General features: G+C 39.7%; 13 protein-coding genes. 7 read left to right on the top strand and 6 right to left on the bottom strand.

All coding sequences use genetic code 11. The features are described from left to right. The first annotated feature begins 23 nt into the window (after nt 1-23). From mltG to nadE, 7 genes are all read left to right on the top strand, one after another. Nucleotides 24-1,661 carry an endolytic transglycosylase MltG gene (gene mltG / locus ACTO1Y_RS03775; RefSeq protein WP_441348405.1) on the top strand — a complete coding sequence of 546 codons (1,638 nt, stop codon included), beginning with the start codon at nt 24-26 and terminating at the stop codon, nt 1,659-1,661. 76 nt (nt 1,662-1,737) lie between these two features. Then, nucleotides 1,738-2,220 carry a transcription elongation factor GreA gene (gene greA / locus ACTO1Y_RS03770; RefSeq protein WP_004252406.1) on the top strand — a complete coding sequence of 161 codons (483 nt, stop codon included), beginning with the start codon at nt 1,738-1,740 and terminating at the stop codon, nt 2,218-2,220. An 82-nt stretch (nt 2,221-2,302) separates the two neighbouring features. Beyond that, nucleotides 2,303-3,676, top strand: coding sequence for an amino acid permease (locus tag ACTO1Y_RS03765; protein ID WP_303942362.1), 1,374 nt, complete (start codon nt 2,303-2,305; stop codon nt 3,674-3,676). Nucleotides 3,677-3,775: 99 nt separating this feature from the next. Further along, entirely contained in the window at nt 3,776-4,186 is a 411-nt protein-coding gene (locus tag ACTO1Y_RS03760; RefSeq protein ID WP_303942364.1) for a GNAT family N-acetyltransferase, read from the top strand. 52 nt (nt 4,187-4,238) lie between these two features. Beyond that, entirely contained in the window at nt 4,239-4,835 is a 597-nt protein-coding gene (locus ACTO1Y_RS03755; RefSeq protein WP_441348404.1) for an HAD family hydrolase, read from the top strand. A gap of 182 nt (nt 4,836-5,017) precedes the next feature. Further along, nucleotides 5,018-6,478, top strand: a complete 1,461-nt coding sequence (locus ACTO1Y_RS03750; protein WP_441348403.1) for a nicotinate phosphoribosyltransferase — start codon at nt 5,018-5,020, stop codon at nt 6,476-6,478. Next, nucleotides 6,475-7,299, top strand: coding sequence for an ammonia-dependent NAD(+) synthetase (nadE, locus tag ACTO1Y_RS03745; RefSeq protein ID WP_441348402.1), 825 nt, complete (start codon nt 6,475-6,477; stop codon nt 7,297-7,299). The genes ACTO1Y_RS03750 and nadE overlap by 4 nt, the downstream gene beginning before the upstream one ends. A gap of 345 nt (nt 7,300-7,644) precedes the next feature. Here nadE and ACTO1Y_RS03740 read toward each other — a convergent pair whose 3' ends face one another. The 6 genes from ACTO1Y_RS03740 to ACTO1Y_RS03715 form a co-directional block, all read right to left on the bottom strand. Then, nucleotides 7,645-8,727: a M24 family metallopeptidase gene (locus ACTO1Y_RS03740; protein ID WP_254726201.1), complete on the bottom strand. Its 1,083-nt coding sequence runs from the start codon at nt 8,725-8,727 to the stop codon at nt 7,645-7,647. 116 nt (nt 8,728-8,843) lie between these two features. Then, complete coding sequence (gene gatD, locus ACTO1Y_RS03735) at nt 8,844-9,626, bottom strand: lipid II isoglutaminyl synthase subunit GatD (protein ID WP_441348401.1); 783 nt, start codon at nt 9,624-9,626, stop codon at nt 8,844-8,846. Further along, complete coding sequence (gene murT / locus ACTO1Y_RS03730) at nt 9,626-10,969, bottom strand: lipid II isoglutaminyl synthase subunit MurT (protein WP_441348400.1); 1,344 nt, start codon at nt 10,967-10,969, stop codon at nt 9,626-9,628. The genes gatD and murT overlap by 1 nt, the downstream gene beginning before the upstream one ends. A gap of 82 nt (nt 10,970-11,051) precedes the next feature. Next, complete coding sequence (locus tag ACTO1Y_RS03725) at nt 11,052-11,291, bottom strand: hypothetical protein (protein WP_441348399.1); 240 nt, start codon at nt 11,289-11,291, stop codon at nt 11,052-11,054. A gap of 84 nt (nt 11,292-11,375) precedes the next feature. Then, the gene (locus tag ACTO1Y_RS03720; RefSeq protein ID WP_441348398.1) at nt 11,376-11,582 is read right to left on the bottom strand and encodes a hypothetical protein; all 207 of its coding nucleotides are present in this window, start codon (nt 11,580-11,582) and stop codon (nt 11,376-11,378) included. Nucleotides 11,583-11,671: 89 nt separating this feature from the next. After that, nucleotides 11,672-12,988 carry an FAD-containing oxidoreductase gene (locus ACTO1Y_RS03715; protein ID WP_049503099.1) on the bottom strand — a complete coding sequence of 439 codons (1,317 nt, stop codon included), beginning with the start codon at nt 12,986-12,988 and terminating at the stop codon, nt 11,672-11,674. Between the last annotated feature and the right edge of the window lie 10 nt (nt 12,989-12,998).

Below are 12,998 nucleotides of genomic sequence, written 5' to 3'. Positions count from 1 at the left end.
TATCAACAAGGAGGTAAATACCTTTGAGCGAAAATTCAAATGAAGAAGAAAAGTTAAGTTTTAAAGAGCAAATTTTACGCGATTTAGAACGACTTAAAAGAGAGGCCAACGAAGCCGAACAAACTGATGATCTCTTTTCAGCTTTAGAAGATTCTTCTAAATCAACTCCAGAAAAAAAAGAACCAAGTATTTCTGAAGAAGAGTTAATTGCAAAAACAGTTTCAACTGTGGACCAATTGATTGATAATGCACCAGTTGTCCCTCCGCGTCCAACTGTTACAGAAGAAACTGCAGAAGAGGTAGTTGAGTCACCTCAAACAATCTCTGAAAAAGAAGAAAAATACTCGATTCCAACTAGGGTTTCAGTTTCTTACCAAACTCAAGATGCTTCTCCCGATGAAGATGAAGCAGTAAGCTTTGCCTCAAGAAAAGAAGAGTTTACAAATGAAAATCATGCTGAAGATAAAACTGAAGCGGCAGAACTTCCTAGAAGAAGTCGTAGAGAATCTGTAAAACCAATTAAGAAAAAGAAAAAATCTCGCTTAAAAGGATGTTTAGTAACAACGTTGGTACTATTGATTCTATTTGGTGCTGGTGGATTCTTTGGCCTTAGTTATGCTAAATCAGCCCTACAACCTGTAGACCCAAATTCTAAACAATATGTGAGAGTTCAAATTCCAGATGGAGCCAATACACAACAAATTGGTTCAGCTTTGGAAAAATCTGGAGTCATTAAAAATGGTTTGGTCTTTACAGTATATGCCAAGTATAAAAACTACACTGAATTGAAGTCTGGTTATTACAACTTGCAAAAGAGCATGAGTGTTGAGGATGTGATTAAAGAATTACAAAAGGGTGGCACACCTGAACCTCAAGAAGTTACTCTTGCAGAATTAACGATTCCTGAAGGTTATACTTTGGAACAGATTGCTCATACTGTTGGTCAACTTCAAGGTGAATTTAAAGAGCCTATGACAGCAGAAGCTTTCATGGCTAAGGTCCAAGATGAGACCTTTATTGCCCAAGAGGTTGCCAAATATCCAAACTTACTTGAAAGCTTACCAGCTAAAGATAGCGGTGTCCGTTATCGCTTAGAAGGATATCTTTTCCCTGCAACATATGCTATCAAAGAAAGCACTACAATTGAAAGCTTAATTGATAACATGCTTGCAGCTATGGACAAGAACCTCTCTCCACATTATGCGGCTATCAAGGAAAAGAACTTAACTGTTAATGAGCTCTTGACAATTGCGTCACTTGTTGAGAAAGAAGGAGCAAAAACAGAGGATCGTAAGTTGATTGCTGGAATTTTCTACAATCGCTTGAATCAAAATATGCCTCTTCAAAGTAATATTGCTATCCTTTATGCAGAAGGTAAACTTGGTCAAAACATCAGTCTTGCTGATGATGCAGCTATTGATATCTCTATCGATTCACCGTACAATGTTTATACAAAAGTAGGTCTTATGCCTGGACCGGTTGATAGTCCAAGCTTAGATGCTATCGAATCAAGTATCAATCAAACAAAGAGTGATTATCTCTACTTTGTGGCCAATGTTCAAGATGGTAAAGTTTACTATGCAACAACACGAGAAGAACATGACCGTAACGTTCAAGAACATATCAATAGTAAATTACATCAATCAAATAGCACAAACTAAAATTATGTGGTTTTCCACATAATTTTGCTTTAAAAAAGTAAAATATATTTAAAAAATTAAAAGAAAGTTGAGAAAAATGGTAGAAAAAACTTATCCAATGACATTGGAAGAAAAGGAAAAACTAGAAAAAGAATTAGAAGAATTAAAATTAGTGCGTCGTCCTGAAGTTGTAGAACGTATCAAGATTGCTCGTTCATACGGTGATTTGTCCGAAAATAGTGAGTATGAAGCAGCTAAGGATGAACAAGCCTTTGTTGAAGGACAAATCTCAAGCTTGGAGACAAAAATTCGTTATGCAGAAATCGTTAATAGCGATGCAGTTGCTCAAGATGAAGTTGCCATTGGAAAAACTGTAACCATCCAAGAAGTTGGAGAAGACGAAGAGGAAGTTTACATTATCGTTGGTTCAGCTGGTGCAGACGCTTTTGCAGGTAAAGTATCAAATGAAAGCCCAATTGGTCAAGCCTTGATTGGTAAGAAAACAGGTGATATTGCTACAATCGAAACACCTGCTGGAAGCTATGATGTTAAGATTTTAAAAGTTGAAAAAACAGTTTAATAGGATAGAAAAGAAGGAGTAGATACAGGGAAAGCGCTTCCTATCACTCCTTTTCTTCATTCTAAAAACTTGAGGAGACTAGATGAATTCAGAAAATAAACATAAAAAGAAAAGTAAAATGGAACGTGGATTAACCAATCGTCACGTTCAGGTGATGGCCATTGCGGGAACAATTGGGACTGGACTATTTTTGGGAGCTGGTCGCTCTATTAGTTTAACGGGACCTTCGATTGTCCTTGTCTATATGATTACGGGTGGTTTTATGTATCTCATGATGCGAGCTATCGGAGAGATGTTGTACCAGGACCCAGAGCAACATACCTTTATCAATTTTATTACTCGTTATCTAGGTAAGGGCTGGGGCTATTTCTCAGTTTGGTCTTATTGGTTATCGGTGATCTTTATCGGAATGGCTGAAATAACAGCCATCTCTCACTATGTTCAGTTTTGGTTTCCATCCTGGCCATCTTGGTTGATTCAGGTTGTTTTTCTAACAATTTTAGGACTGGTCAATCTGATTGCTGTTAAAATCTTTGGAGAAGTAGAATTTTGGTTTGCCATGATTAAAATTGTGGCTATTCTTGCCATGATTGCGACAGGTGTTTTTATGGTTTTGACCGGCTTTGAAACTCCTTATGGTTCAGCAAGCCTGACAAATATCAGTGAGCATTTCTCCCTTTTCCCAAATGGTGGTATGAACTTTGTCATGGCCTTCCAGATGGTTTTCTTTGCCTACTTGATGATTGAATTTATCGGTGTTACTACATCTGAAACTAAGGATCCAAGAAAAGTATTGCCTAAGGCTGTTAAGGAAATTCCTTTGCGAATTATCTTTTTCTACGGTGGAGCTCTCTTAGCTATTATGTCTATTATTCCTTGGCGTGAGCTTTCTGCAGCAGATTCACCATTTGTAACGGTATTTGAACTTGTTGGTCTTAAGTGGGCGGCTGCTTTGATTAACTTTGTTGTCTTGACTTCAGCAGCGTCAGCCTTGAATTCAACCCTTTACTCAACAGGTCGTCACTTGTATCAAATTGCCCATGATTCACCCAATCGTTTCTTGAAGGCTATTAAGGCAGATACTCTCTCACGCCACAACGTTCCTCAGAATGCAATCATTGCTTCTGCCGTATTGATTGGTTTTGCTGCCTTCATCAATGTTCTTCCTGGAGTATCAGATGCCTTTGCTTTGATTACAGCTTCTTCATCAGGTGTTTATATCGCTATCTACATCTTGATCATGGTAGCCCATCTCAAATATCGTAAGTCTAAAGACTTTATGGCAGATGGCTATCTCATGCCTCAATATCGCTTGCTAAATCCTCTGACCATGCTCTTCTTTATCTTTGTGTTTGGAACACTCTTCTTACAAGAGTCAACTGTAATGGGAGCTAGAGGTTCAGCAATCTGGATTGTCGCTTTTGGGATTTACAGCCAATGGAAGTTTAGAAAATAAGTCAGAAGCTCATCAACTCAGGTTGGTGAGTTTTTTTAATTTGACAGTTATTTAAAATAGGAATATAATCAAGGCGTAAGTGTCTTTGAGGAGGGTTTGATGCATATTAGATTGGAGAATACAGAGTCTCAGAAAGCACAAGAAATAGGGAATTTGATTCGCTCTTATAATCGTTCTATAAGGGAAACTGCTGAAAGTGAGCCACTTAATCTTTATATCGAAGATGAACAAGGTCAACTCCTAGCTGGCTTAGTAGCAGAGACTTTCGGGAATTGGTTAGAAATTGAGTATTTGTTTGTGAAGGATGACTTGCGAGGACAAGGAATTGGTTCCCAACTATTGCAGCGAGCAGAAAGTGAAGCTAAGAATAGAAATTGTCGCTACGTTTTTGTGAATACGTATCAGTTTCAAGCGCCAGCCTTCTATCAGAAACATGATTACCAGGAAGTCTTTACCTTAAAAGACTATCCCTGCACTGGACAAAGGCACTATTATCAAAAAGATTTATAAACAGACATTGGACGCTTAAAGAGATTGTTCACATAATGATGGAGGTAGGTTGATGGAGATCATACTGGATATGGGTAATGTTCTACTGGAATGGAACAAGGATAAGATTTTGAAAGCTGTAGCTAAAACCCAGAAAGATTATCTGATATTAGACAAGGCTATTTTTCAGTCGGGACTATGGGAAAGGTTGGACCTGGGGACCTTGACTCGAGAAGAATTGGTTGATAAGGTTCTTTCCCTATTAGGAGATTGCTATCAGAAAAAGGTTGAAGAAGTCATTTGGAACTGGCCTGCCTATATCGATATTTACACGGAAGTCTTTCCGCTTCTTGCACGTTTAAAGGAAAAAGGCCATCGTATTTTTGTCCTATCTAATACCTCACCAGTTTTTTATGAATTATTGAAAGATCAACTAGCACCTCTAGAAAAGATTTTAGATGGGTTTGTTCTTTCCTGTGATATTAAGGCTATCAAACCTGATCGAAAAATGTTTGAAGAAATCCTCCGTAAATACGAGTTGGATCCTTCAAATTGTATTTTTCTAGATGATGTAAAAGATAATACCAACATGGCTGAAAGTTTAGGCATCAAAGCCTATCAAGTCAAACAGAGAAGTGACGTTGTAGATATTTTGAAAAAATTTGAATAAGCTGAAAACTCTCTATCATTTTGGTGGTAGAGAGTTTTTGTGTTAAAAAAAATACAAAACAGAATAAGGTAGCACTATGTTCATCTTTTCTCAATGTGCCTAAAATGTGTTATAATAGTACTAATTTATGAGAAAAGAAGAAACATTTTCATCTTTTTACAAATAGGGAAGAAGGACAGTATATGTACCCAGATGATAGTTTAACTTTGCACACTGATTTGTATCAAATTAACATGATGCAAGTTTACTTCGACCAAGGCATTCATAACAAGAAAGCAGTTTTTGAAGTTTTTTTCCGCCAACAACCTTTCAAAAACGGTTATGCTGTATTTGCAGGTTTGGAACGAATTGTGAACTACTTAGAAAACCTGCGCTTTTCTGAGAGCGATATTGCTTATTTGGAATCACTTGGCTATCATGGCGCCTTCTTGGAATATCTCCGTACTCTCAAGATGGAATTGACTGTAAGTTCTGCTCAAGAAGGGGACTTAGTATTTGCTAATGAACCGATCGTTCAAGTGGAAGGGCCTTTGGCTCAGTGTCAATTGGTTGAAACAGCCCTCTTGAACATCGTCAACTTTCAAACCTTGATTGCGACCAAGGCTGCTCGTATTCGTTCAGTCATTGAAGATGAGCCTTTGATGGAGTTCGGTACACGTCGTGCGCAAGAGATGGATGCAGCTATCTGGGGAACTCGTGCGGCTGTTATTGGTGGTGCCAATGGAACTAGTAATGTACGCGCAGGGAAGCTCTTTGGTATTCCGGTTTTAGGGACTCATGCCCATGCTTTAGTACAAGTTTATGGAAATGATTATCAGGCTTTCAAGGCTTATGCCTCAACGCACAAAAACTGTGTCTTTCTAGTAGATACATACGATACTCTTCGCATCGGTGTTCCAGCAGCGATTCAGGTTGCGCGTGAACTTGGTGACAAGATTAATTTCCTTGGTGTCCGCATTGACTCTGGAGATATGGCCTATATCTCTAAAAAAGTTCGTCAACAACTGGATGAAGCAGGATTTACGGATGCTAAGATCTATGCATCCAATGATCTTGATGAAAATACCATCCTTAACCTCAAGATGCAAAAAGCTAAGATTGACGTCTGGGGTGTAGGTACTAAACTCATCACTGCTTATGACCAACCAGCACTTGGAGCAGTTTACAAAGTTGTTGCTATTGAAGATGAGAATGGTCATATGCGCAATACCATTAAACTTTCAAATAATGCAGAGAAAGTTTCAACACCAGGTAAGAAACAAGTTTGGCGCATCACCAGTCGTGAAAAAGGCAAGTCAGAAGGTGACTATATTACCTATGATGGTGTCGATGTTGCTAGCATGACTGAAATCAAGATGTTCCATCCAACCTATACTTACATCAAGAAAACTGTCCGTAATTTTGATGCTGTTCCTCTCTTGGTAGATATTTTTAAGGAAGGTAAGCTGGTTTATGACTTACCAAGTCTGCCTGAAATTCAAGCCTATGCTCGTAAGGAATTTGATAAGCTCTGGGATGAATACAAACGTGTACTGAACCCACAACATTACCCTGTGGACTTGGCTCGTGACGTATGGCAAGACAAGATGGACTTGATTGATAAGATGCGTAAGGAAGCTCTAGGCGAAGGAGAAGAAGAATGAGTTTGCAAGAAACCATTATCCAGCAACTAGGTGTAAAACCAGTGATTGACGCCAAGGAAGAAATCCGTTGTTCGATTGACTTTTTAAAACGATATTTAAAGAAGCATCCCTTCTTAAAAACGTTTGTATTAGGCATTTCTGGAGGTCAAGACTCGACCTTAGCAGGACGTCTTGCTCAACTAGCTATGGAAGAAATGCGAGCAGAAACAGGCGATGATAGTTATAAATTTATAGCAGTTCGTTTGCCTTATGGGGTGCAAGCTGACGAGGATGATGCTCAAAAAGCCCTAGCTTTTATCCAGCCAGATGTGAGTTTAGTAGTGAATATCAAGGAATCTGCTGATGCTATGACAGTAGCAGTCGAAGCAACAGGAAGTGTAGTTTCCGATTTTAACAAAGGAAATATCAAGGCTCGTAGCCGTATGATTGCCCAATATGCCCTTGCAGGTGCTCATAGCGGAGCTGTTATCGGGACAGACCATGCTGCGGAAAATATCACAGGTTTCTTTACCAAGTTTGGTGACGGTGGTGCAGATATTCTCCCACTCTATCGCCTCAATAAACGCCAAGGAAAACAACTCTTGAAAGAACTTGGAGCTGATCCAGCCCTCTATGAAAAAGTTCCAACAGCAGACTTAGAAGAAGAAAAACCAGGCATTGCAGACGAAGTAGCCTTGGGAGTCACTTACAATGAAATTGATGATTACCTCGAAGGTAAACAAGTCAGCCCAGAAGCCCAAGCAACCATTGAAAAATGGTGGTACAAAGGCCAACACAAACGCCACTTACCAATCACCGTGTTTGATACGTTTTGGGAGTAAAAAAGTCCGGGGGACTTTTTTAGCCCGAGCATGAAAATAGAGAAGCGAGGAAGGTCCGGTAACTCTAAGAGTTCGATTTCGTTGTCTCACCCCCGCAAGGCTGACTAGGCTTGAAAAAACTTGCTAAAGTGCATTTCAAGCCAGACAGCGACTGCGTCATGAAATTAGAGGGAACTGTTGTTTTCTCAATGTTTATGAGTATAGTGTTTTTACCCTGAGACTAGAAATGAGAAAGCGAAGAAGGTCCGGGGGACCTTTTTACCCTGAGCATAGAAATGAGAAACTAAATATCAGAAAAGGACGAGATATAAAATCTCGTCCTTTTTTTATCGTAAATGATTTAGCTTAATCAAAGTAAAGCAAATCTTTGCTGGTACTTGTAAAGAGGTCAAAGCCGTCCTTGGTCACAACACCACAGTCTTCGATGCGGACACCGACTTTACCAGGGATGTAGATACCAGGTTCAACTGAGAAGCACATACCTTCTTCGATGACCATATCATTTCCTTCCATGATTGAAGGGAATTCGTGGACGTCCATACCAATACCGTGGCCGAGACGGTGGTTGAAGTATTCACCGTAGCCAGCTTTTTCAATCACTTCACGAGCTGCGCGGTCTACTTCATGCGCAGTCACACCAGGTTTGATAAAGTCAAGGGCAGCTTGTTGAGCTTCCAGAGTCAAGTTGTAAATGTCTTTCTTGAATTGATCAGGTTTACCGACAGCGACTGTACGAGTCATATCTGATGCATAACCATTCACCATTACACCGAGGTCAAAGAGGAGAAGGGCATTGTTTTCAACCTTATTGGCTCCAGGAATACCATGAGGGTTTGCAGCGTTATCACCTGTCAAAACCATAGTATCAAAACTCATTTCATAGCCTTCGCGTTTCATGGCAAAATCAATCTGTGCGATAATATCAGTTTCAGTATTATCAAGAGAGATATTGTCAAAACCAACTTTGACAGACTTGTCTGCATAGACACCTGCTACCATCATCTTTTGCACTTCGTCAGCTGACTTGATCAAGCGCATACGCTGAATTAGTGGAGTCAAGTTTTCAAACTCAGCAGTTTCAAAGACAGTTTTCAAACCGTGATATTTAGTCAAAATAAGGTTGTCAAACTCAACTGCGACACGTTTGAAATCAAGTTGTGGCAAGGCGTTTTGGATTTTTTTCCAAGGGTTTTCAGAGTCCACATAACCAACAACCGGGAATGAAACAGTGCTAGTTGCTCGCTCAACTTCAAGGGCTGGGACAAAGAGAAGTGGTTCCTGGTCTCCAAGGACAAAGAGGAACATTTGGCGTTCGTGTGGATCACTGTAAAAACCAGTGAGGTAATTGATAGTGACGGGGTCAGATACGACTGCGACGTCTAACTTTTCAGATTCGAGATATGTTACAATTTGTTGTAATTTAGACATATGTTACCTTCTTTCTACCCCTCTATTTTTGCAAAAATTAGTAGAAAATGCAAGAGAGAAGGGGGAAAAGACTACAAAAAAATTCCAACAGCTAATAGCATGTTGGAATAGAAAGATTAGTTGAATTCTGCCTTACTTTTCACATCGCTGTATTCTTCAGCAACTTCTTGGCTAAGGATATCTTCATAAGCTGGAAGGACAATGTCCTGACCATATTTTTTCTTGAGGGCAGTAGTGACCAAACGATAGGCTAGATTTGCATTACGGGATAAAATGGGTCCGTGGAAATAAGAACCGAAAACATTTTTATAGTGAACACCTTCACCGATTTTTTCTTCATTATTTCCGTTTCCGTATACGACCTGACCGAGTGGTTTTTGGTCATCTGAGAGGAAGGTACGGCCTTGGTGGTTCTCAAAGCCATAGTAGGTTTCATCGAATTCTTCATTATGAATTTTAATGTCCCCAATAAAGCGGTTGTTGGTTTGGTTGAGGGTGTAGTGTCCCATAACACCCAATCCTTCGATACGTTTGCCAGAAGCTTCGATATAGTATTGACCCAATAGTTGGAAGCCACCACAGATAGCAAGAACGACACCATCATTTTGGATAAAGTTGTCAATATTATCTTTTTTAGCAGGTAAATCACCAGCAATGATGCTCTGTTCAAAGTCTTGACCACCACCAAAAAAGGCAATATCATAGTAGTTCTCATCAAAATCATCATGGAGAGAAACGATGTCAACTGTCACATGGGCACCAAGCTTTTCAGCTACATACTTGAGCATGAGGATATTCCCATTATCTCCGTAGGTATTCATGAGATTGCCATAAAGATGGGCTATATTTAGCTGGTAAGGATAGTTGCCGTCTATTGATGAAAGTGAAGTATAAACCATTAGTTCATCTCCTTTCTAACAATCTGACGATTAGCTAGTAATTCTCGGAATTCAAGCATAGCTGTGTAGGTCGCAAGGATATAAGCATGTTTGCAGTCTTGATTTTCAATCGTTTTAAGAACTTGTTCCAAACTGCTTGTTTCAGTGATTTTATCAGCTGGATAGCCAGTGACACGAAGACGACGAGCGATTTCAGAATGACGAACGCCCCCAGCGTTGATTTCTGGAATGTCCATATCAGTAATTTGTTCAAAGTCAGCATCCCAAATCCAACTGGTATCAATGCCATCTGCATAGAATGCATTAAGAAGAACTGATAAACTAAACGGATATGGAGCCAGTTTAATCATCTCAATCGCTTGAGTAGCTCCTACGGGGTTCTTGATAAGAACGAGTGTACATTCCTTATCCCCGATTTGGAAGGTTTCTTGACGTCCAAAGACAGCACGACTCTTATCAAATCCTTGTTTGATAAGTTGTGGCTCAGCTCCGAGGAAGCGAGCAATAGAAACAGCAGCAAGGGCATTGTAGATATTGTAGAGTCCACCAATTTGAATACCGTATTCTTGGCCGTCGATAACAAAGCGAGAGCGATTGTTGGTTAACTCAACCAGTTCTGTCACTCGATAGTCTAAATCAGGGCGTTTGCATCCGCAATTCTCGCAGATATAAGCCCCTAAGTTAGCATAAGTATTAAGTTCGTACTTGAGAATGCTGTGGCAATTAGGACATAGGATACCCTCGGTATTGTAGTGTGCCAACTGAGCTGGCCCTTTTTCTAAGTCAAAGCCAAAATATTGAATAGGATTAGGAATAGCTGGCTTGTAGAAAAGTGGGCTATCTCCATTAAGGAGAACCGTAGCAGTAGGAACCTTTCGGATAGCATCCAAAATCATCTTGTAGGTAGTATAAATCTCACCGTAACGATCCATCTGGTCACGGAAGATGTTAGTAATCACAAAAAGACTAGGTTGGATGTAGTCACAGATACGCGAGAGGCTGGCTTCATCGATCTCTAGGACAGCTATGTTTTTACCTGTTTTAGAAGATTTGGCATTCAAAAAAGTAGTGGTGATTCCTGAAATCATGTTGGCACCACTTGGATTGGTTAATACTTGGCCATAGACTTCTTTTAAAATCCCGACAGTAAGTGCTGTTGTCAAAGTTTTACCATTTGTACCAGTTACCACGACAATCTCATAGTTTTTTGCTAGATGCTGTAAAATATCTTTATCAAATTGAAGGGCAAGTTTTCCTGGGAGGGTACTTCCACGTCCAAGACGACTTAAAATAAAGTGAGAAGAACGTCCAACTAGGAGCCCAAAAGTAGTTTCAAGTTTCATGTTTCTATTATATCATAAAAGATGGAAAAGATAGATTTGATATTTCACTTATAAAAAAACAGCCCAAAGAGGGCTGTATTGTTTATTCAACTGTAAACGCCACAATGGCAGCTTTTGATTTAAAATCAAAAGCAGGTTTTATTTCTAATTCTAAATCACCTTGACCAGTAACACCAAAGTGAGCAACTGCGCCTTCAATAGATCTACCAGCAGAAATTGCATCCATGGTATTTGTATTAGGGTAAGATTCCATTTTTTTACCACCAGCATAGAGAGTCATTCCTATTCCTACAGGTAAATCTTTTTCAGAAAGATTTTTCACGTTATAAGTAACTTTTAGGACCTTATCAGGATTGCTTTTATCAAACTGATTTCGTTCGTCGGTCCATTCAACATTGGTGATGGTTTACTCAGCTACATTATCAAAAGTTACTTTATCTCCAATAGTGAATTTGCCTTTATTCTCAGAATATTTTTGACTTGAAGTTGTTTCTACCTTTGTATCTTTTGAAGTGTTTTCGTCTTTCTTTGCTCCACCACTACAAGCAACAAGTGTAAGGACTGATAAACAAGATAGTCCTAAGGCAATTAGTTTTCGTGTTTTATTCATCATAACCCCCCCTTTTTATTTTAATACCATTATAACATATTTTTAAAATAAAAAAAGCATTTCTATACAGAAAATGCTTTTTTATACAATAATTAAATCGCAAACAAATCGTTTAGGTTCTCAGCCATAGTTGGGTGAGTAAAGATTTGTTTAGCCAAATCTGTGTATGGGATATGATGGTTCATAGCAAGAGTAATCAAATTGATAATTTCATGAGATTCTTGACCAAAGAGGGTCACACCCAAGATTTCCTTAGTTTCAGGGTTTACCACAGCTTTGAAGGCACCACGCAAATCGCCATTAACATGACCACGAGGCATGCCAGCAACTGGAAGTTCCTTGACAGCAACTGGTCCACCTGCTGCTCTGGCTTGGTCTTCAGTAAGACCAACTTGTGCCAAAGGTGGGTTGAGGAACATAGCGGTTGGAACAGCTCCACGTGTTTCAAGATTATAGCTACCATCCCCTGTCAAGTAATTAAAGACAATACGGAAATCATCTAATGAAATATAAGTGAATTGAAGACCACCATTGACATCACCTACTGCAAAGACACCTGGAACGCTTGTTTCCAAATGCTTATTAACCTGGATACCACCACGCTCAGTCAAGGCAATATCGGTGTTTTCCAAGTGAAGAGGTTCAATATTAGGCTTGCGTCCTGTCGCATAAAGGAGTGCATCAAAACGGAAGTCTCCTTTATCAGTAACAACGACAACTTCATCACCGTCATTCTTAACTTCGGAAGTTTTAACACCTTGCTCAAAGACAATGCCGTCCTCTTCCATGTATTCCTTAGCCAACTTAGCAATAGATGGCTCCACACGTGGCAAGAAGCTAGTCGCTGCATCCAAGACAGTCACTTGGCTACCCAAACGGTTATAAAGGCCAGCAAATTCAAGACCGATATTACCACCACCTAAGACACCTAAACGTTTTGGCAAGGCTTCAAGGGTTTGAATACCAGTTGAATCGTAGACATGCTCAGTTGTTGTCAACCCAGGAATCGGCAAGACATTAGACACAGCACCTGTATTGATGACAATAGTTTCAGCCGTAAGCTCTTGGCGGTCATCACCAGCCACTACTTCGATGACCTTATTTGACACGAAATGTGCCTCTGCATCAATGACATCAACGCCATTGTCTGCCAACATTTTATAATTCTTAGCGTTAAGACGACCAGTCACCGCACCACGCTCTTTCATGGTATCGTCAAATGACCAGCCCTTTTCAGCTGCTACAATCATAGTCTTGGTTGGGATACAAGCAAAATTAATGCAAATACCACCATACATCGCTTTACTGCGCTCGATGACAGCAACTTTCTTACCAGCCGCATTCATCTTAGCAGCCAAAGTCTTACCGGCTTTACCAAATCCAATTACAATTAAATCGTATGTTAACATTTTTAAATCC

It is taken from the genome of Streptococcus sp. V728, from assembly GCF_052077995.1.
GTDB classification, from domain to species: Bacteria; Bacillota; Bacilli; order Lactobacillales; family Streptococcaceae; genus Streptococcus; species Streptococcus infantis_B.
Note: the sequence above shows the minus strand (reverse complement) of the source record. Positions and strands in the feature narration are given on the sequence as shown.